Source organism: Streptomyces sp. AP-93 (genome assembly GCF_022808175.1).
Classification (GTDB): Bacteria; Actinomycetota; Actinomycetes; order Streptomycetales; family Streptomycetaceae; genus Streptomyces.
Map to the genome: position 1 here is coordinate 119558 of NZ_JALGBX010000016.1, position 20669 is coordinate 140226.

General features: G+C 69.5%; 23 protein-coding genes and 1 pseudogene. 14 read left to right on the plus strand and 10 right to left on the minus strand.

The window, feature by feature from the left end:
* Positions 1-101 precede the first annotated feature (101 nt).
* Together MTF69_RS25410 and MTF69_RS25415 are read right to left on the minus strand one after the other, a co-directional pair.
* Positions 102-944: an ABC transporter permease gene (locus MTF69_RS25410; protein ID WP_243338073.1), complete on the minus strand. Its 843-nt coding sequence runs from the start codon at positions 942-944 to the stop codon at positions 102-104.
* Positions 941-1873 (minus strand): ATP-binding cassette domain-containing protein, encoded by a 933-nt coding sequence (locus MTF69_RS25415; protein ID WP_243338216.1) that lies wholly within the window; start codon positions 1871-1873, stop codon positions 941-943. Before MTF69_RS25415 ends, MTF69_RS25410 begins: the two co-directional genes overlap by 4 nt.
* Positions 1874-2670: 797 nt before the next feature.
* On the opposite strand from MTF69_RS25415, the gene MTF69_RS25420 reads away from it, so the two are divergent.
* Positions 2671-4095: a PHB depolymerase family esterase gene (locus tag MTF69_RS25420; protein ID WP_243338074.1), complete on the plus strand. Its 1425-nt coding sequence runs from the start codon at positions 2671-2673 to the stop codon at positions 4093-4095.
* A 508-nt stretch (positions 4096-4603) separates the two neighbouring features.
* On the opposite strand, the gene MTF69_RS25425 is transcribed toward MTF69_RS25420, so the two are convergent.
* Both MTF69_RS25425 and MTF69_RS25430 read right to left on the minus strand, forming a co-directional pair.
* Positions 4604-4945 (minus strand): antibiotic biosynthesis monooxygenase family protein, encoded by a 342-nt coding sequence (locus MTF69_RS25425; RefSeq protein WP_243338075.1) that lies wholly within the window; start codon positions 4943-4945, stop codon positions 4604-4606.
* Positions 4942-5376, minus strand: a complete 435-nt coding sequence (locus MTF69_RS25430; protein WP_374323746.1) for a hypothetical protein — start codon at positions 5374-5376, stop codon at positions 4942-4944. The genes MTF69_RS25425 and MTF69_RS25430 overlap by 4 nt, the downstream gene beginning before the upstream one ends.
* Before the next feature lie 210 nt (positions 5377-5586).
* Between MTF69_RS25430 and MTF69_RS25435 the strand changes: the two genes are divergently transcribed.
* Positions 5587-5994 carry an STAS domain-containing protein gene (locus MTF69_RS25435; RefSeq protein WP_243338077.1) on the plus strand — a complete coding sequence of 136 codons (408 nt, stop codon included), beginning with the start codon at positions 5587-5589 and terminating at the stop codon, positions 5992-5994.
* A 330-nt stretch (positions 5995-6324) separates the two neighbouring features.
* Complete coding sequence (locus MTF69_RS25440) at positions 6325-7191, plus strand: DUF4394 domain-containing protein (protein WP_374323751.1); 867 nt, start codon at positions 6325-6327, stop codon at positions 7189-7191.
* 74 nt (positions 7192-7265) lie between these two features.
* Here the strand turns inward: MTF69_RS25440 and MTF69_RS25445 are convergent, their stop codons facing one another.
* Positions 7266-7844: a fasciclin domain-containing protein gene (locus MTF69_RS25445; protein WP_243338080.1), complete on the minus strand. Its 579-nt coding sequence runs from the start codon at positions 7842-7844 to the stop codon at positions 7266-7268.
* A 524-nt stretch (positions 7845-8368) separates the two neighbouring features.
* On the opposite strand from MTF69_RS25445, the gene MTF69_RS25450 reads away from it, so the two are divergent.
* The gene (locus MTF69_RS25450; RefSeq protein ID WP_243338082.1) at positions 8369-9016 is read left to right on the plus strand and encodes a fasciclin domain-containing protein; all 648 of its coding nucleotides are present in this window, start codon (positions 8369-8371) and stop codon (positions 9014-9016) included.
* Between the two features lie 263 nt (positions 9017-9279).
* On the opposite strand, the gene MTF69_RS25455 is transcribed toward MTF69_RS25450, so the two are convergent.
* Positions 9280-10422, minus strand: coding sequence for a sensor histidine kinase KdpD (locus MTF69_RS25455; protein ID WP_243338084.1), 1143 nt, complete (start codon positions 10420-10422; stop codon positions 9280-9282).
* Positions 10423-10468: 46 nt separating this feature from the next.
* Positions 10469-11056 (minus strand): annotated as a pseudogene (locus MTF69_RS25460) (response regulator transcription factor); the annotation flags it as partial.
* A gap of 123 nt (positions 11057-11179) precedes the next feature.
* Here MTF69_RS25460 and MTF69_RS25465 point away from each other — a divergent pair.
* The 7 genes from MTF69_RS25465 (at position 11180) to MTF69_RS25495 (ending at position 16523) form a co-directional block, all read left to right on the plus strand.
* The gene (locus MTF69_RS25465) at positions 11180-11896 is read left to right on the plus strand and encodes a glycosyltransferase family 2 protein (protein WP_243338089.1); all 717 of its coding nucleotides are present in this window, start codon (positions 11180-11182) and stop codon (positions 11894-11896) included.
* Positions 11893-12513: a DUF2064 domain-containing protein gene (locus tag MTF69_RS25470; protein WP_243338091.1), complete on the plus strand. Its 621-nt coding sequence runs from the start codon at positions 11893-11895 to the stop codon at positions 12511-12513. Before MTF69_RS25465 ends, MTF69_RS25470 begins: the two co-directional genes overlap by 4 nt.
* Positions 12510-13169: a bifunctional 2-polyprenyl-6-hydroxyphenol methylase/3-demethylubiquinol 3-O-methyltransferase UbiG gene (locus MTF69_RS25475; protein WP_243338093.1), complete on the plus strand. Its 660-nt coding sequence runs from the start codon at positions 12510-12512 to the stop codon at positions 13167-13169. The genes MTF69_RS25470 and MTF69_RS25475 overlap by 4 nt, the downstream gene beginning before the upstream one ends.
* A 371-nt stretch (positions 13170-13540) precedes the next feature.
* Positions 13541-13783, plus strand: coding sequence for a hypothetical protein (locus tag MTF69_RS25480; RefSeq protein WP_243338099.1), 243 nt, complete (start codon positions 13541-13543; stop codon positions 13781-13783).
* 335 nt (positions 13784-14118) lie between these two features.
* Entirely contained in the window at positions 14119-15555 is a 1437-nt protein-coding gene (locus MTF69_RS25485; RefSeq protein WP_243338100.1) for a glycosyltransferase family 87 protein, read from the plus strand.
* Between the two features lie 45 nt (positions 15556-15600).
* Positions 15601-15957 carry a DUF6479 family protein gene (locus MTF69_RS25490; RefSeq protein WP_243338102.1) on the plus strand — a complete coding sequence of 119 codons (357 nt, stop codon included), beginning with the start codon at positions 15601-15603 and terminating at the stop codon, positions 15955-15957.
* Between the two features lie 59 nt (positions 15958-16016).
* Positions 16017-16523: a DUF4383 domain-containing protein gene (locus MTF69_RS25495; RefSeq protein WP_243338104.1), complete on the plus strand. Its 507-nt coding sequence runs from the start codon at positions 16017-16019 to the stop codon at positions 16521-16523.
* A 671-nt stretch (positions 16524-17194) separates the two neighbouring features.
* On the opposite strand, the gene MTF69_RS25500 is transcribed toward MTF69_RS25495, so the two are convergent.
* Genes MTF69_RS25500 through MTF69_RS25510 form a run of 3 tightly spaced genes read right to left on the minus strand, consistent with a single transcriptional unit; the run spans position 17195 to position 18815 of the window.
* Positions 17195-17539 carry an Asp23/Gls24 family envelope stress response protein gene (locus MTF69_RS25500; RefSeq protein ID WP_243338106.1) on the minus strand — a complete coding sequence of 115 codons (345 nt, stop codon included), beginning with the start codon at positions 17537-17539 and terminating at the stop codon, positions 17195-17197.
* Positions 17536-18228 carry an Asp23/Gls24 family envelope stress response protein gene (locus MTF69_RS25505; protein ID WP_243338108.1) on the minus strand — a complete coding sequence of 231 codons (693 nt, stop codon included), beginning with the start codon at positions 18226-18228 and terminating at the stop codon, positions 17536-17538. Before MTF69_RS25505 ends, MTF69_RS25500 begins: the two co-directional genes overlap by 4 nt.
* On the minus strand, positions 18219-18815 hold the full coding sequence (locus tag MTF69_RS25510; protein ID WP_374323760.1) for an RNA polymerase sigma factor: 597 nt from the start codon (positions 18813-18815) through the stop codon (positions 18219-18221). Before MTF69_RS25510 ends, MTF69_RS25505 begins: the two co-directional genes overlap by 10 nt.
* Before the next feature lie 176 nt (positions 18816-18991).
* On the opposite strand from MTF69_RS25510, the gene MTF69_RS25515 reads away from it, so the two are divergent.
* Genes MTF69_RS25515 through MTF69_RS43470 form a run of 3 tightly spaced genes read left to right on the plus strand, consistent with a single transcriptional unit; the run spans position 18992 to position 20664 of the window.
* Complete coding sequence (locus MTF69_RS25515; protein WP_243338110.1) at positions 18992-19474, plus strand: Asp23/Gls24 family envelope stress response protein; 483 nt, start codon at positions 18992-18994, stop codon at positions 19472-19474.
* A gap of 48 nt (positions 19475-19522) precedes the next feature.
* Positions 19523-19708 carry a hypothetical protein gene (locus tag MTF69_RS25520; RefSeq protein ID WP_243338111.1) on the plus strand — a complete coding sequence of 62 codons (186 nt, stop codon included), beginning with the start codon at positions 19523-19525 and terminating at the stop codon, positions 19706-19708.
* Positions 19705-20664, plus strand: coding sequence for a DUF6286 domain-containing protein (locus MTF69_RS43470; protein ID WP_243338114.1), 960 nt, complete (start codon positions 19705-19707; stop codon positions 20662-20664). The genes MTF69_RS25520 and MTF69_RS43470 overlap by 4 nt, the downstream gene beginning before the upstream one ends.
* Positions 20665-20669: the final 5 nt, after the last annotated feature.

The window sequence follows — 20669 nt, forward strand, 5'->3', positions numbered from 1 at the left end:
GGAAACCGGGCTGGCGGACATGCTGTTGCCTCATGGCTACGGATGGCTAACCTGCCTGGTCAGGAGTCCGACAGACGGCTACCCAAATCGGGTTGCGGTGCTCATACGTCCGTACGTACGAGGCGCAGCGCGGCCGCGCCCAGCACGAGGGCGACCCAGCCGGCGAGGACGGCCAGGCCCGCCCCCGGGCTGAGGGCGTCCGATGTCTGGTGCAGACTCATCATCGCGTCCCCGGCGTTGCTCGGCAGGTAGGGGCCCACGGTGTCGGCCCAGGAATCGGGCAGCAGTGACGTCAGGCCGGGAAGAACCATCAGCGACGCCACGAGCACGGCGATGCCTCCGGCCACCGAGCGCAACAGGGCTCCCAGGGCAACGCCGAGGACTCCAGCCATGGCCAGGTACAGGGCCGCACCCGCCAGGCTGCGCAGTACACCATCGTCGGAAAGGGACAGTGCCGCGGACGTTCCACTCACTTGGGTGCTGCCCACGAGGAAGGCGGCCAGCACGGCCACGGTGCAGGCAACCAGAGCGACGGCCGCGAAGGTGAGGGCCTTCGCCCAGAGGACCGGCAGCCGCCGCGGTACGGCGGTCAGCGTGGACCGGATCATGCCCGTGCTGTACTCGCCGGCGGCCACCAGGACCCCGAGTACACCGATGGCCAGCTGGGCGAGCGAGGTGCCGGTCAGGGCCAGGCCGACAGCGTCGGAAGCGGGGGCGGGGCCGACAGGGGGGCCGGTCACAGTACCCGAGGGGTCGAACGAGGCCGAGGCGATGAATCCGAGGGCCACGAGGAGGAGCGCCGCCACGCCCAGGGTGATCCAGCTGGAGCGCAGGGACCAGAATTTCGCCCACTCCGAACGGATCACCCGGCCGGTGGTCACCCGGTATACGGGGCGGACTGTGACCGGGATTTCCCGGATCTTGGTGGAAACGCTGCTGCTCATGCCGCCTTCTTGGAATCGTCGTGACTGGCGCTGGTGTACTCGACGGCGTCGCGGGTGAGGTCCATGAACGCCTCTTCCAGGGAGACTTCGCGCGGTGTGAGTTCGAAGATCGGCACGCCGTACTCAGCGGCGACCATTCCGATCCGGCGGGCCTCCAGCCCACTCACATGCAGTTCCTCCGTGCCTGGCGAACCAGTGATCTCCACACCCGGCCCGGACAGCAGCTCCCGCAGACGGGCGGGCTCGGCGGTCACCACTTTCACTCCGCCTCCGTCGGCTTCACGCACGAAGTCCGCCACCGTGGTGTCGGCCAGCAGCCGCCCCCGACCGATGATCACCAGGTACTCCGCAGTGAGCGCCATCTCACTCATGAGATGGGAGGACACCAGGACGGTGCGCCCCTCGGCCGCCAGGTCAATGAGGAGGTTGCGCACCCACAGGACGCCCTCGGGGTCGAGACCGTTGACCGGTTCGTCCAGCATCACGACAGCGGGATCGCCCAGCAGTGCCGCCGCGATACCCAGCCGCTGGCCCATGCCCAGCGAGAAGGCCCCGGCTCGCTTGCGGGCCACACTCGTCAGACCGACCAGTTCGATGACCTCGGCCACCCGGGCCCGTGAGATTCCATGGGTGTAGGCCAGCGCCTTCAGATGGCCCTCTGCCGTCCGGCCCGGGTGGATCGACTTGGCCTCCAGGAGCGAGCCGATCTCCTGAAGTGGCGCGGCATGCTCCGCATACCGTTTCCCGTTGACCGTGGCCGCTCCAGCGGTGGGCGCGTCCAAACCGACGATCATCCGCATCGTGGTGGACTTGCCGGCGCCGTTCGGGCCGAGGAAGCCGGTGACAGCGCCCGGTTTGACGGTGAATTCCAGACGGTCGACGGCGGTCTTGACCCCGTAGCGTTTCGTCAGCTCGCGTACCTCGATCACCCTTGCACCTTCCACTCGGCGTCGGGCCATCCCCGAACGCGGCACCTCCACGCTAGAAGGCGGAAACGGGCCGGAAATGGCACCGTGGGTGACACATGTGCGGCCCACTGGTACCTGAGTACACCCACCCCCGAGACCACCCACCTGGCCCGGACTCGTGCGGCCACCGGCCCGGGCAGGTACACGTGGCCGTCGGTCAGGAGTGCACGATCCGCAGCCCGTGCCCGTTTGGGCCCGTGGTGATCACTTCCTCCAGGAAGGCCCGGACCCTGTCGGGGGCATCTTGCTTCAGCCAGCCGACTGCTACAACTGGAGACCTGAGCCATACGCTCAGCGACTCCAGGCGCTGTTGTGCCCGCCACGGGGGGGCACAACAGCAGCGGTGCCAGGTCCCTGGACATGCGCCCATGGCCATGTGGCGTCCCGCAGTTCAGAGGGCAGCATCGGGCTGGCGATCTCGCGGAACGGCGGCTGGCGATTCAGCAGCTCAGTCGGCGTCCAGGTGTTCAACGACCATTCCTATCCCGCCTGTTGTGTGGCGCCGCGCCATGAGTGAGGGATTTGGCTGGAAGCTATCGTCTCAGCCATCCAACTCAAGTGAGCCGTTTCACACCAGTGGAGGGTTTGTGTATCTGTCTCTCGGAAGGCTCGGCGGGACTGCCGCCGCCTTGCTGATCGCCGTCAGCGCGATCATCGCTGCTCCAGCCGCTGAAGCGGCCGTCCCACCCGTCGCAGGAGCCCTCAAGTCGTACAGCGTCGACGGTGTCTACAGTGCGGGAATCTCATCGGGCGGTTACATGGCGACCCAGCTGCATGTGGCCTATTCCGGCACCTTCGACGGTTCTGCCGCCTTCGCTTCCGGGCCCAACTACTGCGCCCAGAACGACGTCAACAAAGCTCTCAACGCGTGCATGGAGGTCTATCAGGACCTCCAGTTGAACCGACTGGAGCAGACCACACGGGACTGGTCGGCGCAAGGCAAGATCGACAATGCGGCGGGCCTGAACGGGGACCCGGTCTACGTCTTCAGCGGATCCAGCGACTCGACCGTCGAACGCCCCGTAGCCACCGCGCTGAACGACTACTACGCCCGCTTCGGCGCGAACGTGCTCTACAACAAGAGCACGACCGCCGGCCACGCCTGGATCAGCCCCCACGGGCCCAATGCCTGTACAGCGACCGCCAACCCCTGGATCAACAACTGCGGCATCGACGCCGAGCGGGAATTCCTCGGGCATCTCCTTGGCTCGGTCAACGCCCCCGCGGCCACGCCCAGCGGCAGCCTCATCCAGTTCGACCAGAACAAGTACGTGCCGGACGGCGCGGCGAAGCCGATCTCCATGGACGAGAAGGGCTTCGCCTACATCCCCGACACCTGTGAAAGCGGCGCCGCCTGCAAGGTGGTCGTGACGCTGCACGGATGCAAGCAGGGCTACTCATACCAGGGCTTCGGCACCCAGTTCATCGACAAGGCCTACCTCAACGAATACGCCGACACCAACAACCTGATCGTCCTCTACCCCCAGGCCATCGCGACCACGACCCTCGACAACCCCAACGGCTGCTGGAACTGGTGGGGCTACCAGGGCGACGCCGACTACGCCCGGCACGGCGGCAAGCAGATCGAAACAATCATGGGCATGGTCAAGGCGCTCAGCGGGGACGGCCCGAGCACGCCGCCGCCCACCGGCAGCATCACGCTGCCCAGCGTCGACGCGGAAGACGGCTACATCAAAGCCGCGAGCGGCGGAGCGAACCCGGCCGTCGGCACCTACGAGAACACCTACGGCCTGGCCCTGGGGCGCGGCACCGACGGCCAGTACAACCGGACCGTCCTTTCCTTCGACACCAGCGCCATCCCGGCCGGGAAGCAGATCACCCGCGCCTATGTGACGCTGACCCGCAGCAGCGGCTCAGGAGACCCCTGGACCAGCCCGGCCGGTAACCGACTCCTCGTCGACGTCCACAACGGCTGCCTCGGCGGCTGCGCGATAGAGACTACGGACTGGGCTGCAACCACCACGGCCGGCAGCGCGGCCGAGATCACCGCCTTCAGCTCCGGCAGCAACTCCTCCACCAACCTGTCCACCACCGGCCTGTCCGCGATCAACCCTTCGGGAAGGACACAGATCCGCCTCCGCTTCGAGCAGAACCAGACAGCCACGGCCTACCTGTTCGTCAACAAGGACACCCAGGCAACACTGACCGTCGACTACCAGTAGGACGTCATTCCAGGGCATTGCGAGGACCAAGGCAGGAACGTCCTGCATCAAGTGTGAACCTCCACGCAAGGTGCCCCCGTCTTCAATGACGTTCCGCAGCTGATCGGTTCCCAGCAAGGCCATCAGACGGCGGGGACTCGAACGGATGGCCGCGGCGAACCAGTGCCGGGCGTTGCACTCGACCCCGTGGTGTCCTCACCGAGCCAACGCATTGCCTCCTCCAGCTCGGTGGTGTGGCGGCGTCGCTCGGTCGGCGGGGAGGTCCGTTCGGTGCTGGTGCGCTGATACTCGGGTTTGAGATCACCCCCATGCCCCCATGGCGTGATCTCATCCTGATACGCGTTGGCGACCTCCCGGACCGCGGGATCGGAACAGCTGGCCCCCTGGCCTCGACGTCAACCGTCGGTGATACGGGCGGACCTGCCGATCTGGACCGTCACGGCTTTGCAATACGGGAAGTCCACGGAATCCTGTCAAGGCACCGCCGCCGTCCTCGTCGAGCAGAAGTTCAGCGATGCCGCGCAACGCCTTCATGAGGCGGGGGTTTGATCAGTTCGAAGGTGAGTTCGTAGGTGTTGGCGTCGGCGGAGTCGGCGATTCCCGCCAGTCGGGACAGGGCCTTGGGGAAGCTCGGCAGGCTGTGCGCCGTGTCGAAGTCGTCCTTGCTTGCCCATACCGTGATGTTCGCGACGCGGGACCCGTCCAGGCTCCGGTAGAGGAATGCGTTCCGGACCCCGGGGTGACCCTCGGATGCCACGTCGTCGGTGATGGTCTGGCCCATCACCTCGACGAGCTTGTGCTGCTTGTCGGGAGTGACGGTGAAGAGGTTGATCGCTACGAACGAGGTCACGTGTGCTCCTGCGGGGTATGGCCGAGCAGACCGGTCAGTGCGGTACGGATGCCGGTCAGGGGATCGTTCTCGGCGGACGGGCTTGTCCAGGCGATGAAGCTGTCCGGCCGCAGCAGGCTGGCGCCGGTGGGGGTGAGGCCGAAGGCCGGGGCCCAGACTTCGTCGGGATCTTCGAGATCCAGGCCGGGCCCGATCCGCTGCAGGGTCACGGGCAGTCCCAGGTCCTCGGCGATCGCCACGGCGGCATCGGCCCACGCGGCCCGGGGCGCGGCCAGCAGTGTGAAGCCGTAGCCGGTCAGGTCGATGGTGGACACCGGCTGGCCGGCCTGTCCCAGGACGACGTGGGGGGCTCGTGTTCCGGGCCGCCCGGAGGGCCACAAGGGATTCTCGACCGGGGCGGGGTCGGGGAGGCTGGGGACCAGCGGCTCCACCGTGTCGGCCGGGCGGCCGGAGACCGCCGCGGAGCGGGGATGAGAACGGGCAGTGACCGTCCCCGGGACATTGCAGCGGTTCCCGGCGGCGCGGCCGTCACGCGGCGAAGCGGGCCACGGCCAGCGGGCCTCTCACCGGCCGGAGGGAGCACCACGCCAGGATGGAGCACCGCAGCCACTGAAGCATGCGGGTGACGCAAGGAGAACACCTTGATCACTGTCGACATCGAGAACAGCGGCAGCACTGTCATGGTCAGTGTCAGCGGTGAACTCGACGAGGACTCGGGCCGCGTCCTCCTGGAAGCGCTGTCCGGTGTCACCATCAACGTACGGGGCCTCCTGGTGGATCTGCACCGGGTCGCGGTCATGGACACCGACGGGCTGCTGTGCCTCCTGGGCGTACACCGGCGGGCGGAATCTCTGGGCTTGCGGGTCCTGGTCACGGGCTGGCAGCCCCAGCCCCAGCAGTGCATGGCGGATGTCGCCGGCATCCCCGGGCCCGGCTCCCCCACCGGGGAACGGTACGCGCTGGCCGGGTTCCGCCGACTCATCGAGGAGCGGGCCCAGCGCGCACGGGACAGCGCGGACCTTGCCACCGGCTGGCTGCCCCGCACCTAACGCGGCGGTGGCACCGCCGCCGCCCCGCGCGGCACGATTGCCCGGGCCCGCGCCACTCCGACGGCGCGATGGGATACGGCGGCATCGCCCAGGGACCGGCGCAGCAGCTCAGCGGGCCAGCCGAGCGCGATCTCACCGCGCCCCAGCCGGGACCGACGAAGACACCAGTCCCCGGGGGTGGCTGGGGCGTAGCCCGCCAAACGGACCATGACGCCGTCTGAGTGGTCCTCAGGGGATCGACCCGTCCCTGTGGCCGTGTGCTGCGAACCCATTCCCAATCCCGTGCCCATCCTGAACGGGACGACACCTCACTCGGGGAGAACCATGCGCATGCGTAAGAGCACTATCGCCCTCTCGGTTGCCGTGGCCGCCGCCCTGTCCGCGCCCGTCTTGGCCGCGGCCGACGGAGCGAGCCCGTACGACATGGACCACATGGACCGCAAGTCGCTGACCGCGATCGGACTGACTTCGGACCAGCGCCTGGTGGAGTTCACGGTCGACCGGCCGGCGAAGACGATGTCGATCGGCAAGGTGTCCGGCCTCATGGGCGACAACAAGATCGTGGGCATCGACTTCCGGGTCCAGAACGAGAAGCTCTACGGCGTGGGTGACAAGGGCGGCATCTACACCCTCGACACCGGCAACGCCAAGGCCATGAAGGTCTCCCAACTCACCGTCGCCCTCGCCGGAGCCCAGTTCGGGGTGGACTTCAACCCCGCCGCCAACCGGCTGCGCGTCATCAGCAACACCGGGCAGAACCTGCGCCACAACATCGACGACAACGCCGCCCCGCTGACCACGACCGTCGACGGCCCCCTCACCAACCCGACGACGCCCCCTTCCACCGCCATGGGTGTCACCGGCGCCGCGTACACGAACAACGACCTCAACGCGGCGACCGCGACCTCGCTGTTCGACATCGACACCATGGCCGACCGAGTCTCCCTCCAGTCGCCCGCCAACGCCGGAACGCTCGCCCCGACCGGGAACCTCGGCGTCAACGCCGGGCCCGACGCGGGCTTCGACATCTACTTCTCACCGAAGCAGGGCACCAACCAGGGGTTCGCCGCGCTGAACACTGGCAGCGCATTCCGCCTCTACGGGATCAACTTCCTCACCGGCGCCGCCCTCGACATGGGCGCCTTCCCCAAGAACCACCAGGTCACCGACCTCGCCCTACCCCTGAACCAGGGCTGACGCCCCCCGGGCAGTGGTGGGCCGCCCAGAAGAGCGGCCCACCACTGCCCGTTCCCGCCGGACACCCTGCGTGGTCACTTCGGGGTGAGGACGGTGTCGATGATGTTCACGGTGGCGTTGGCGGTCTGAACGTCACCGCAGACGATCTTCGCCCTCCCGTTGACGGTGAAGGACTCGCCGGATCCGGCCGTGGTCAGCGAGCCGCCTTCGAGCGTCTTGAACGTGCCAGCGCTGAGCTGCTTGGGCGTGATCTTCTCGCCGACCACGTGATAGGTGAGGATCTTGGTCAGTTCGGCCTTGTCGGCCAGGATCTTGCCCAGGTCGGCCTTCGGGATCTTCGCAAAGGCCTCATTGGTGGGCGCGAACACGGTGATTCCCTTGGCGTTGTTCAGGGTGTCGACAAGGCCGGCCTTCTTGACGGCGGTGACCAGCGTCGACAGTGCGGGATTGTTGGACGCTGCGGTGGCTACGGGGTCCTTGGCCATGCCTGCGAGGCTCCCGGAGCCTTCCTTGGGGACCGCCGCACAGGCCGGGCCGAAGGGATCGGCCTGCTGCGATTCGGCGAGCGCCGGGGCTGCTACGCCCAAGGCGATGGGGAGTGCGAATGCTGCCGCCGCGAGTACGGCGCAACGGCGGACGTGGTGGGTGGTCATGTGCTCCTCCTCGTGGAGGCGGGCCCACCTCTCTGCCCCGTCCCGGGGCCCGCTCGTCCCCCTCAACCCTTGATTCGTGGCCGAACGGCGACTTGATTGGTGGAAAGGGCGGAAATCTGCACTTCTGGAGCACTCTCCGAGGTGGCGCTTCCAGGCGGGGAGCGCTGGCACGGGGCTTGCCTGTGGCACGCGTCGACATGCCTGCCTGGTGGTCGATGAGCGCCGTTTCGACGGTCTGCGGCGGGACACCTATCGAGGCCTGCGGACAAAAGCCGGGCGGACGTCCTTCCCGTCACTCATGAACGGCGGGCTCCGCTTCGGGATCGGGGTCGCTCATCATGAGGCGCACCGGCAACCGGACAGATCCGAAGAGGCAGGTCGTCACCGGATCGGGTGAGACTCCCATCCGCCGGACGGGCCGTTCCGAATGGCGGGTTGTGAGCACCTCGCCACCTGGCGCAGTCATGGGACGGGGAGCCTGCGACTCCGTCCTGAAGTCCCGCCCGTCCCTCATGGAGCCTTCGATGCAAGCCCTCCGCTTCCGCCGTACCGCCGTTGCTGTCGCCGCTGCCGCTGTTCTTCCCTTTGCCCTGGCCGCCTGTTCAGAGAGCGGGAAGAGCTCTGCCGCGGGGGCGAGCGCGGACAGTGGGAAGGCGAAGGACTCTGCGGCCGGTTCGCCCGATGCCTTGACGGCACTGGACAAGCCGTTCGGTCAGGCCTGTGCGGGCGTTCCCGCCGATGGTGCCGGATCATTTGACGGCATGGCCAAGGACCCGGTCGCCACCGCCGCGTCCAACAACCCGGTCCTGTCGACGCTGGTCACCGCGATCAAGCAGGCTGGCCTGGTGGACACCTTGAACAACGCGAAGGACATCACTGTGTTCGCGCCCACCAACGAGGCGTTCGCGAAGATCCCGAAGGCCGACCTGGACAAGGTCCTGGCCGACAAGGCCACCCTCACCAAGATCCTGACGTACCACGTGGTCGGCGAGAGGCTCACTCCGAAGCAGCTGGAGAACGGCTCCTTCGAAACCCTGCAGAAGGGGAAGGTGAACACCGTGGGCGCCGGAGAGTCCTACATGGTCAACGACACCTCGAGCGTGGTCTGCGGCAACGTCAAGACCGCCAACGCCAATGTGTACATCGTCGACACCGTCCTGATGCCCAAGTAGGCGTCTGGGCGCACCACAAGGCCGCCGCAGGGGTCGGCCGTCATCGGGGATGGCGATCGGCCCCTGCGGCGATGTACGGGCAACGGGCGGACGAGAAACCTCTCCCGTGGGCGCGACGGGAGTCCCTACGTGCACGTAGGGACGTACAGCACGTCACCGCAGATTGCGCCCGGCTGCGGCGCAAACCTGGCGGGCGGGGGTGGGTTTCACCGAGGGGATGATCGAGTTCGCGCGGGCTGGCCAGCGCGCATCGGCCGGTTCTGTCAGTTGAGCCGATGCCCCGATGCTGCCCACGCGGGGGCCGGGAGGGTGAGTTCGAAGCGGCAGCCGCCGGGCACGTTGTGGACGTTCGCGTGGCCGGCGTGGGCTTCGATGATGCCTCGGACGATTGCCAGGCCCAGTCCCGCGCCCGCGGGAGGGGTACGTGCCTGGCTGCCGCGCCAGCCTGTGTCGAATACCCGGGGCAGGTCCTCCTCGGGGATGCCGCCGCAGGCGTCGGTGACGGAGACCACCACGGTGTCCGCACGGCGTTCGGCGACGATGGCTACGGTGCCGTCGGCCGGGGTGTGCCGGATGGCGTTGACCAGCAGGTTGGACAGGGCCCGGGTCATCTCCTTGCCGTCGACTTCCACCGGCAGCGCGGCGGCCCCGGCGCCGCCGCCTGCCAGGTGTACACCGTGTTCGCGGGCGAGGGCGTCTGCCGCGGCGAGAGCATCGGCGACCAGCTCGTAGAGGGACATGCGGGTGGGTGTGAGGGTGAGGGCGCCGGCGTGGATGCGGGAGAGCTCGAAGAGGTCGGTGACCATCGAGTTGAGTCGCTCGACTTCGGCGCGCATCTGGCGGTGGTAGCGGGCCGGGTCTGTCACCATGCCATCCTCCAGCGCCTCGGACATGGCGCGGAGTCCGGCCAGCGGGGTCCGCAGGTCGTGCGAGATCCAGGCGACGAGCTCGCGGCGCGAGGTTTCCAGGGCCCGTTCGCGTCCGCGTAGGGCGGTGAGGTGTTCGCTGGTGAGGGCCAGCTCATGGCTGAGCGCCGCGAGTTCGGCGGGGGCGGGAACGGCGGGAGGTGTGAAGACACCGTCCTGTCCGAAGGTGCGTGCCGCGCTGACGAGCTCGCGGCAGCGCATGAGGACCTGCCTGCCCAGCAGCAGCGCGGTGATCAGCGATACGGCGGCGGCCATCGCGACGACGGTGGTCACCACGGCGAGGTCGTGGGGGGACAGGAACATCGCCCATGCCACGGTGAGGGTTCCGGCGAGCATCGCCGAGACGGCGACGGTTGCGAGGACCGCGAGGGAAACGGCGATGCTGCGCCGGCGCAGTATTCGTAGTGCGACGGCGCCGAGCAGGCCGGTGGCGCCCGCGCCGAGGAGGGCGTAGAGGGCGATCAGCAGCAGGTCACGCATGGCCGTCCTCCGACCGGGCCGCTGCCACGGCTTCCGCCCGGCGGGGGCCACGATGGCGTAGGAAGTAGACAGGGAGGTCGAACTTGCGCAGTGTGAGGGTGAGTTCGGTTCTTCCCTGGGTGGCCCTGCGCGCCACCGGGTCCACGGTCAGGCCGTCCGGCGTCAGCAGTGGCTCCTCGGGCGGCAGCGCTGCGGCCCGACGCAGGACGGACCGTACGCGCAGGACCAGCTCACGCGGGCTGAACGGCTTCGTCACATAGTCGTCCGCGCCGACCTCCAGGCCCAGGATCCTCTCCTCCTCGTCCCCGTGTGCGGTGAGCATCACCACCGCCATGGGGGGTGCACCGCACTCGCGGGCTTGAAGCCGTCGGCAGACCTCCAAGCCGTCCATGCCGGGCAGCATCAGATCCAGGACGACCAGGTCAGGTGGATGCCGGGCGGCGGCCTCCAGGGCGGTCGGGCCGTCGGCCGCGCGGTGCACGGTGAGTCCGGCCCGTTCCAGATAGCCCGGCACGACCTCCGAGCCGTTCGGATCGTCATCCACCACGAGTGCAAGGCCCCTGACGTCACCGGTGGGAGGTACTCCGTCAGTGCCCGTTCCCTCGCGGGTGGTCCGCTCGTTAGTGGGTGCCATGATTCCAGGGTGGACCGAAAACGCGGCCGGTGGGCCGCAGCCGGCTCGCATCGGGCATGGTGTCCGCGTTTCGTAAGGTCTACCAGCCCTCTTCTTTGCCTTCCGGTTCCTACGGTGTGGAGGGTGACTGATTCTGCTTGTCGTCCGCCTCTCGCGGACCTTGTACTGCCGTGCCTCGACGAGGCAGAGGCCCTCCCGTGGGTGTTGGCCCGGGTGCCCGCCGGATGGCGGGCCATCGTCGTCGACAACGGCTCCACCGACGGCTCGGCGGACATCGCGCGCGCCCTCGGAGCCACCGTGGTGCACGAGAGCAGGCGCGGCTTCGGCGCCGCCTGCCACGCAGGGCTGCTGGCCGCATGTGCCGAACTGGTCTGCTTCTGCGACTGCGACGCCTCCATGGATCCGGGGCTGCTCGCCCCGATGGCCGCGCGCGTCGCGGCCGGCGAGGCGGACCTCCTGCTCGGCCGCCGGCGCCCGCAGGGACGCGGCGCCTGGCCGCCCCACGCCCGCGCGGGGAACTTCGCCCTGGCCCGGTTGCTGCACCGGCGCACCGGACTGCGCCTGCACGACCTGGGCCCGATGCGGGTCGCCCGCCGCGCGGCATTGCTCGGCCTGGAGCTGAGCGACCGGCGCAGCGGCTACCCGCTACAGATGGTCGTACGGGCCGCCGACGCGGGCTGGCGAGTCGCCGAGACGGACGTCCCGTACCTGCCCCGCTCCGGGAAGTCCAAGGTCACCGGCACATGGCGAGGTACCTGGCGCGCCGTACGGGACATGCGCCGGGTCCTGGCCGAACCCCCAGCCGCCCGGACCGCACAGGCAGAGGGGATCAGCGCGTGAGCACCCTCCTGGTCATCGCGAAGGCTCCCGTGGCGGGTCGCGTCAAAACCCGGCTGACTACGGAGTTCACACCGCAGCAGGCCGCCGATCTGGCCCTCGCCTCGCTCCAGGACACTCTCGCCGCAGTCCTGGCCACTCCGGTACGCCGCCGGATCCTAGTCCTCGACGGAGAGCCCGGGCCCTGGATCCCGGCCGGTATCGAGGTCGCCCCGCAGAGCACGGGCGGCCTGGACGTCCGGCTGGCCGCCGCCTTCGCTCTGGCAGCAGGACCGGCCCTGCTCATCGGCATGGACACCCCTCAGGTCACCCCGGACCTCCTCGCGCTCGGGCTCGACTTCACCTCGGCGGACGCATGGTTCGGCCCCGCCGACGACGGCGGGTTCTGGGCACTCGGCCTCGCTGCCCCCGACCCGGCCCTGCTGCTCGGCGTCCCCATGTCCGTACCAGAGACCGGAAAGATCCAGCGGCTCCGGCTGACCGACGCCGGGCTGGCCGTGCACGACCTGCCGGAGCTCTGCGACGTGGACACCCCCACCGACGCGAGGCGGGTCGCCGCCGCCGCACCGCGGACCCGCTTCGCCGCCCTGCACGGCGGACTGTGCGCAGTGACCCAATGACCACTCAACTCTCCGAACCGGCCACCCGCACCTGGCAGTCCGACCCGTATACGGACGCCCTGCGCACCGGCAAGGGCCCGCTCTACCTCCGCCGCCGTGACGGCTGGCTGCTGCCCCTGGAGATCGAGCGGTGGTGCGCCGAACCGGACGCGGCCGACGAGACGGTACTGAGCCGCTGCACCGGCCCTGTCCTCGACATCGGCTGCGGACCCGGTCGCCTGGTCGCCACCCTCGCCCGCCGTGGGCACACAGCCCTCGGCGTGGACGTCACCCCCGAGGCGGTGGCCCGGACCCTGCGGGCGGGCGGTAAGGCCGTGTGCCAGTCGGTGTTCGACCCGCTGCCCCGCGAAGGCCGCTGGGGCACCGTCCTCCTCATCGACGGCAACATCGGCATCGGCGGCCGCCCCGCCGCCCTGCTGCACCGTGCGGCCCAGCTCACCGCGTCCGGCGGCTCCCTGCTGGTCGAGGTGGCCACCGCACAGGTCGACGAACGCGTCGAGGTACACGTCGAAGACGGCAACGGCGAACGCGGAGCTTCCTTCTTGTGGGCCCGACTCGGAACCCGAGCCCTGATCACGCAAGCCGGCGACGCGGGCTGGGCCCCGTACGGCACCTGGCACGAGGCTGGCCGGCACTTCGTCCACCTGGCACGCTGAGCTCTGTTGTCCGGGACATGCTCGGGCTTCGGAGCTCGGCCCTGCGGATCGTTCCGGACTCTTCGTCATGAACGGCGAGAGGCGAGCTCCCTGAGATGCGTGTGGCCCAAGGATGTGCCTAGCCTGGTTGAAGCAAGGCCGCACGGCGGGAAGCCTTCGGGTCTCGAAGGACACCTGAAGCCCTTTGGCACGTTCCTCGCCCGCGAGTCCCGCAAGCGGGGCGCCCGGCGAGCCCGTCCCCTTGGCCCCCGCAAGCACTGGCCTTTGAATCTGTGCGCCGCGGCGTCGCCCGCCCGGCGGGTTCACGGCATAGAAACCGACCGATGTTCACCACTGCAGATGGCGGTGGGCAGCGAGGAAGGTTCGAAACCATGCAAGCACTGAGAGTGAAGAGGCTTTTCGCGGTATCCGCCATCGGTGTCCTGATGGCGGGCGGCGCCGCCATCGGCGCAGCCGGCACCGCTTCCGCCGCCGTCCCCACGCACACGGCCACCTACGTGACCGGCGGCGGCTGGGACAACGACGACTACGGATACAACCACCACGGCTGGTACGACGACGATGACGACTGGGGAAACTGGAACGGTCACGGCAACTACGACCACGACTGCTGACCTCGTGCCGCCGCGTCGAACCGGGATGGCAGCCTCCCCCGGTTGACCGGAAGTGTCATGCAATTGGAGTAGCTCGGGACATCCGTACAAGGTCGGGATGAGGCGGCGTAGCCAAGCTCACGAACAGCGGGGCCGGACAGGGTTACCTGTCCGGCCCCGTGCAACGCTTTGCAGGAGCGGACCTTGAAGGTCAGGGCGGGCCGGCGACAACGGTGGACTCAAGCCTCCATCAGATTCCGCTTACGGCTCTTCCCGGGTGCTTGATCACCTTACGAAACACGGACGTCCGAGGCGCCGTGACCTATGACGGGCCGCTTCCTGGAACGATTCCGCAGGTGAACCCGCCAACCGCTCCCGCCACCCGTACCGTGATCACCGGCGTTTGCCTCGTCGCCCTCACCACCGTCCTCGTCCTCACCGTCCGTTACGGGGGGTTCTTCTCCGATCCGGTGGGCCTGTTCTGGTGGTACGTGGCGGGCTGGGCGCTCTTCGCAGCGGCCCTCCTCGCCCTGCGCCGTGTTCCTTCCCGGAGCGTCGTCCCGCTGCTCCTGGCCGGGGCCGTCGCCGTCACGGTGACGGGGCTCCTGGGGCCGCCGCGGACCAGCACCGACTCCTACCGTTACGCCTGGGACGGCCGGGTCCAGTCCGCCGGAGTCTCCCCGTACGACCACGCGCCGCAGGACCCGGCGCTGGCCCGGCTGCGCGATCCCTGGCTGTTCCCCTCAGGTAGCGCGTGCGGCGGCCCGGACCTGGCGGGCATCCCCCACACCGGTTCCGCGCCCCGCTGCACCCGCATCAACCGGCCTGCCGTCCACACCATTTATCCGCCCGTCGCCGAGGCGTACTTCCTCGCCGTCGACGCGCTCTCGCCTGCCGGAGCCCGGCACAAGCCGCTGCAGATCGGCGCCGGCGTGATCTCCCTCGGCGTGACCGGGACGCTCCTGTTGATCCTGCGGCGGCGCGGCGGGGACCTACGCAACGCCGCGTACTGGGGGTGGTGCCCGGCCGTCCCCCTGGAGGCCGTCAACAACGCCCACATCGATGTCCTCGGCGTACTCCTCGCCATCGCCGGACTCGGCCTCGTCGCCTCCCGCGCCCAGACCCGGCAAGTAGCCGGAGGCCTGCTCATCGGCGCCGCCATCGCCACCAAACTCATGCCCGCCGTCGTCCTGCCCGGCGCCCTCTCCGGCGTCCGCCGCGTCCGCGACGCCGCGGCCGTGCTCCTGCCCGCGGCGGCGTTCACGGCACTCGCCTACATGCCGTACGTCTTCCTCTCGCATGAATCGGTCTTCGGCTACCTCGGCGGCTACGTGGAGGAGGAGGGCTACGACGACCCCTCGGCCGGCTCCAGGTACGCGCTGCTGCGCCTGGCCCTGCCCGACACCTGGGCCTTCCCCGTCCTGCTCGCCGCCGTCGCGGGCGTGTCACTGTACGTGATGTGGCGCGGGGACCCCCGGCGCCCCTGGAGCGGCGCCCTCCTGGTCACCGGCTGGGCCTTCGTCCTCCTCACCCCCAGCTACTCCTGGTACGCACTGCTCCTGATCGCGCTCGTCGCCCTGGACGGACGCTGGGAATGGCTCGGCATCCCGCTGGCCGGCGCGGCCGTCTACATCCTCGGACCGACCTTCGGCTACGGGGCAGCGCTCGCCTCCATCGCGTACGGGGCCGCCGCGGCGCCCGTCCTGCTCATTGCCTGGTTCCGTCACAGAGGTGCGGGGGCCGGTGACGAGGCCTCTCAGCAGGGCGCCCCCAGCCGTAAGACTTCCGTATGATCCATTTTCGACCTTTTTGAGACTTGCGCCATCACCATGGATGCCATGGACACCAGCGTGCACAACCTGGCAGTGGACATGACCCTGACGAACATCGGGTGGTTCGGGATCGTCGGACTCCTCATCGTCGCCGTCCTGATCGCCGCGTTCGTCCTCGGCGCGAAGGTCCGGGCACATGAACCCCCTCCCCCCACACCCGACAGCCAGCCACACCTCCCGGCCGGCGGGGCCGTCCACGAAGTGCGCGAGCAGCCCGAAGACCGCGAGGCGAGGGGCTTCCCCGCCGGAGGCCTGAGCCCCCACCAGATGGGCGGCTACGGCAACGGCGGCTCCACCGCCCGCCCCCATCCCGAACAGGCCCTCTCCGAGGGAGAGTCCGCCGTCCACGGCCCCGGAGCCTGACCCCACCTGGTGGGCAGGAGGGCCTGGCACTCGGGGAGCACGAAGGAGGACCGATCCCCATGGCCACAGTCACGCAGAACCAGACCCGCCGCGGGCACGGCGTCGTACTCGATGACCACCTCCCCCTCCACCACCGCCTGGGCCGCGTCTACCGCGGCGGCGCCGCACTGATGGGTGCCTTTCTCATCGTGTTCGGCATCCTCGGGCTGATCGACCGGATCGGGTTCTTCAGCACCAGTGGGAGCATGGTGATGGGGCTGGGCAGCAACGGGGCTCTGAGCGTGGCCTCGTTCCTCGTGGGCGGCCTGCTACTCGCGGGTGCCGTCATCGGCGGCAACACCGCCTCGACCGTCAACATCGTCGTGGGCGTGGCCTTCCTTGCGGCCGGCTTCATCAGCCTCGCCGTTCTCGACACCCGCTTCAACGTGTTCGCGTTCCGCCTCCAGAACGTCCTCTTCAGCTTCGTCACCGGCCTGCTGCTGATGACCTTCGGCATGTACGGCCGGGTCAGCGGATCCCTGCCCCACGACAACCCGTACTGGCGCTCCCGCCACCCCCGCACCTGAAGAGGCACTGCCCGCACCACAGCTAAACGGCGGGGAGCATGTGGACCCGGGTCTGCCGTACGGGTGATCCTGCACCGGTGGCCGTAACAGGGATACCGGCGGATTGTCCTATGAGCATGACGACTTCGCGCATGTTGTCCCGACAGTCGGCTCAGGCCACTGCACTGCATGGTCTTCCCGAGCCGGGTGAACGCCGCAGGCTTCGAGAGCTGTGGGGCCTGACCCCGCACCAAGTAGCGGTGGCCTTCGGTGTCCGGGCTGCGACCGTCCGCTCCTGGGAGGCAGGGCGCAGTGCGCCCACGGGCAAGCGCCGTGAGGCATACCGACGTTTCCTCCAGGGGCTTGCGCAGCGAGCGGACCTCCAGCCGCAGGAGACCTCGGTCCCGGCGAGCCGCCGATCCGAGTCACCCGTACGTTCCCACCCAGCTCACCAGGAGGAGATCAGGCTGCAGGCGTGCACTGCCCCGGAGCGGGAGTGGACGGTCACAGCCGAACCCGGTCCTCCCAGCACAGCCGCGAGCCTTGACCGGCAGGTCCAAGCGGACCAGCCGGTCAGCGCCCGTTGGCATGGCGCGGCCACGGCCATCACGATTCTTGCCGCGTGGCTGCTGGGACTCGTACTTCTTGGGATCTACCTACCTGGGTGGACCCGCTAGCCCGACAGGCGATGCTCAGACGATCCCGGTCACCGTCACGGTGACCGGGATCGTCTGCGCCATGGAGGGGTACACGGCCTGGACCGCGTCGCGGATGGCCCGGGCCACGTCCAGGGGCCGGTGTCCACGCAGCACGACAACATGAATCTCCACGGCCGGTCCCTTGGGCGGGGTGCCGGTGATGCGGACGCCCGCGGCGCGATGGGCCGATGCCCCCGGGGGGCGGCGTCCTGCCTTGGCGGTTGTGGCGGAGCGTAGGAGGTCGGTCAGTGCGGGCCTGAGGAAGGCGACACCGCGTACACCCAGCACTGCTTCGCCGATCGCTTCCGGTGCCGGCTGCCCGCCCGTTGTCGTGTTCATCGTGGTTCCTCGCCGGGGGCTTCGTGGTGGAGGTCTGTGACGACGACCTCGACGGAGAAGATCTGCATGCCCAGGGTCCGGTGCGCGGCCTGTGTGATGTGCCGGCGGATCCGGTCTGCGGTCAGCAGCAGGTCAAGGTCCATGGCGGCGGTCACCTCGATCCGGACCCGGGCCGGGGTCCGGGCCGGGGTCCGGGCCCCCGGGCTCGTGTCGGGTGCGGGGCTGATGCGGCAGCTGCCCGCCCGCACCCCCGGGACGAGTTCGGCCGCGTGCCGGAAGGTGCGCGCGGCGACGGCTTCGTAGATCCAGGCGTCCTCGTCCATCTCGCCTAGCGCGAGGGTCCGTCCCGGGCGCAGTTCGAGGCGTACGACGTCCATGATCCCGGCGGTGAGCCGTGAAGCGGCCGCTTCCCAGTCGGGGGCGGACTCCTGGAGGTCGCGTCGGACGCTCTCCCGCAGGCGCGCGAGGTCCTCGCGGGCCGCGGCGCAGTGTGGGCACCCTGCCGGGTGGGGGTCGACGGTGTAGGGGTCGGCCGACCGGGAAGGCCGCGGACCCTCGCTCGCTTCCTCCCGGTCCCACAGGGCTGCGAGGTCACGGCCGCAGGGCAGGACGGCGGGCTCGTCCGCCGCCTTGCCACCCGCACCCGGGGCGGTGCCGATCGGGGGCTCGTAGGGTTCGTTCATCGCCATGTCCCCATCGCCTCCGTCAGACAGCGCCGCGCTCTGAACACTCTGGCCCGTACGGCTTCCTGGCTGATGCCGACCGTTTCCGCGATCGTCTCGTACGGCAGGGCTTCGATCTCCCGCAGGACCCAGCATGCGCGCTGCTCAGGGGAGAGTGCGGCCATGGCCTTGCCGAGAGCGTGGACGGCGGCCTGGGATTCGGCGGCGCGTTCCGGGGAGTTCTGGTGCTCGGGCGCGGCCGGTTCGGGCACCTCGTCGATGTCGGTGACCGGGCGCCGGGCCCGCAGGGTGTTCAGGCACCGGTTGGTCACGATGCGGTGCAGCCAGGTCCCGAAGGCCGAGTCACCCCGGAACTCGGGCAGTTTGCGCCACACGCTGACGAAGGCCTCCTGGACCGCGTCCTCGGCCTCCGAGGGGCTTCCAAGGAGGCCGGCCGCCAGTCGGAGCATCGCCGGCCCGTACCTGCGTACCAGAACTTCGAAGGCCTCCTCGTCCCCTTCCCCCGCCCGTACGGCGAGCAGTGCGTCATCGGCCCGCTCAGCCCGCTCGGCCGCTCGTGGGCCTGGTGGGGCCTGGTACTGCTCAGCCGTCACCCGCCGGCTCCTTTCGCGTTCACCTCGTTGGACACCGCGAGCGCCCCGTCGTTACGGGCACCGGGCAGGAAATCTTTCCGACCGGCTGATTCGAAGCCGATGCGTAACGGGACTGCCCCGACCGGTGTCGAACGTGAGCAAGAGCGTTTCGGCAAGGATGTTTCGGAGGAGCGAGGATGACCATCCAGGAGCAGGCCCCGGCCACGAGTGCTCGTAAGGCCACCACCACGACCCTGATCAGCGGACAGAGCGGCGTCTCCGAGCCGGCCTCCACACGCGGCAAGACGTCCATCGCGGACGTGGTCGTGGTGAAGATCGCCGGTATGGCGGCCCGCGAGATCCCGGGAGTCCACGACATGGGCGGCGGCCTGTCCCGGACGCTTGGCGCGGTCCGCGACCGGGTCCCCGGCGGACGTCCCAACGTCGGCCGGGGCGTCAAGGTGGAGGTCGGCGAGCGTCAGGCGGCCATCGACGTCGACCTCGTCGTCGAGTACGGAGTCCCCATCACCGACGTCGCCCGTGACGTGCGAGAGAACGTGATCGCCGCGGTCGAGCGGATCACCGGGCTGGAGGTCGTCGAGGTGAACGTGGCCGTCAACGACGTCCACCTCCCCGGGGACGACGAGCCCGGGATCCCGGCGGATGCTCGCGTGGAGTGAGCCGCCGCCGTTCGCCGTGGTCTGGTTGTTCTCTCGAGAGGTGCAGCGATGGGCAAGGACGTGCTGGGGCTCGTGGTGGGGATGGCGCTGGCGTTCGCCGGATGGTTCGGGGGCTTCGGCGCCTTCGTTCTGGTCGCCGCCCTCGGAGCGCTCGGTTTCACGGCCGGTCGGTTCCTGGACCAGGGCGGCGACCTGCGCGATCTCCTGGCCCCTCGTGATCGGGCCGGGAGGTGACGGCCCACCGGCGGGGCACGCTCACGGTCGCCGACCGGGTGGTCCGCAAGATCGCGGAGGAGGCCGCGCGGGAAGCCGTCGTCGGTCACGGCGGCAGTGTCACCAGAGGCTCGGCAACGGTGCGCGGGCAGTCGGCGCGCGTGGGCGTGGACGTCACGTTGCCCTACCGCGGTTCGGCCGGGGAAACCGCCCGGGCCGTACAGGAGCACATGACGGCCCGCACTTCCCACCTGACCGGGATGAGCGTGCCGGGCTCCCGCATCCGGATCCGGGAGCTGGCCACCGTGGCTGCCTTGCCGGTCTCGACCGACAGCGGGGATGAAGCGGCGCCCACGACGGCGCCCACCACCGCACCTGCCACCGCGCCCGCGCGCCGATGGTCGGTACGCCGTCTCCCGGTCGCCGCTGTAGCGGTCCTGGTCCTCGCCGGCGCAGGCCGGCTCCTGTGGGATCGGGCGGCCACACAGCAGTTCGGTGACAGGGGAGCACCCTGGCGCCGGCCAATGCCCGGAGGGATCATCGGCTCAGGCCCGGACGGCCTCCCGCCATGGGCCGCGGTGGTACTCGCCGCGGCAGGGCTGTGGATGATCACTATGGCGCTCACCCCGGGACACCGCCGCGACCTCGCCCTGACAGCCCCGGGACCAGCCGTCCGAGCCGTGATCAGCCGGCGTTCGGCGGGCCGCCTGGTCCGCGCCGCGCTCGAGACGCAGGTGCCCGGCATGAGGGGCGTACGGGTGCGAGTACGCCGTAGGCGGCTGCGCGTACGAGTCGAACTCGCCTACGCAGACCAGCCGCTGAAGCCCGAGCTCCGCGAACTGGTCACGCAAGCCGTCACGACCGCAGTGCGGGACCTGGGGCCGGCCAGGGCTCCCCGGGTCCAGCTCAGAATCCGGGTCCGGGGCGGCAGGAGCCCACGAGGTGAGCCGGCGGCAGCAACCGAACAGGAAGGATGATGCCC

Bases quoted from the DNA above. Each gene is read 5' to 3' on its own strand.
- MTF69_RS25420 (WP_243338074.1), top strand. From the start codon at position 2,671: ATGGCGACCCAGCTGCATGTGGCCTATTCCGGCACCTTCGACGGTTCT.
- MTF69_RS25520 (WP_243338111.1), top strand. From the start codon at position 19,523: ATGGGCAAGGACGTGCTGGGGCTCGTGGTGGGGATGGCGCTGGCGTTC.
- MTF69_RS25505 (WP_243338108.1), bottom strand. From the start codon at position 18,228: ATGGCGATGAACGAACCCTACGAGCCCCCGATCGGCACCGCCCCGGGT.
- MTF69_RS25410 (WP_243338073.1), bottom strand. From the start codon at position 944: ATGAGCAGCAGCGTTTCCACCAAGATCCGGGAAATCCCGGTCACAGTC.
- MTF69_RS25480 (WP_243338099.1), top strand. From the start codon at position 13,541: ATGCAAGCACTGAGAGTGAAGAGGCTTTTCGCGGTATCCGCCATCGGT.
- MTF69_RS25490 (WP_243338102.1), top strand. From the start codon at position 15,601: ATGGACACCAGCGTGCACAACCTGGCAGTGGACATGACCCTGACGAAC.
- MTF69_RS25445 (WP_243338080.1), bottom strand. From the start codon at position 7,844: ATGACCACCCACCACGTCCGCCGTTGCGCCGTACTCGCGGCGGCAGCA.
- MTF69_RS25450 (WP_243338082.1), top strand. From the start codon at position 8,369: ATGCAAGCCCTCCGCTTCCGCCGTACCGCCGTTGCTGTCGCCGCTGCC.
- MTF69_RS25440 (WP_374323751.1), top strand. From the start codon at position 6,325: ATGCGTAAGAGCACTATCGCCCTCTCGGTTGCCGTGGCCGCCGCCCTG.
- MTF69_RS25495 (WP_243338104.1), top strand. From the start codon at position 16,017: ATGGCCACAGTCACGCAGAACCAGACCCGCCGCGGGCACGGCGTCGTA.
- MTF69_RS25475 (WP_243338093.1), top strand. From the start codon at position 12,510: ATGACCACTCAACTCTCCGAACCGGCCACCCGCACCTGGCAGTCCGAC.
- MTF69_RS25455 (WP_243338084.1), bottom strand. From the start codon at position 10,422: ATGCGTGACCTGCTGCTGATCGCCCTCTACGCCCTCCTCGGCGCGGGC.
- MTF69_RS25500 (WP_243338106.1), bottom strand. From the start codon at position 17,539: ATGAACACGACAACGGGCGGGCAGCCGGCACCGGAAGCGATCGGCGAA.
- MTF69_RS25515 (WP_243338110.1), top strand. From the start codon at position 18,992: ATGACCATCCAGGAGCAGGCCCCGGCCACGAGTGCTCGTAAGGCCACC.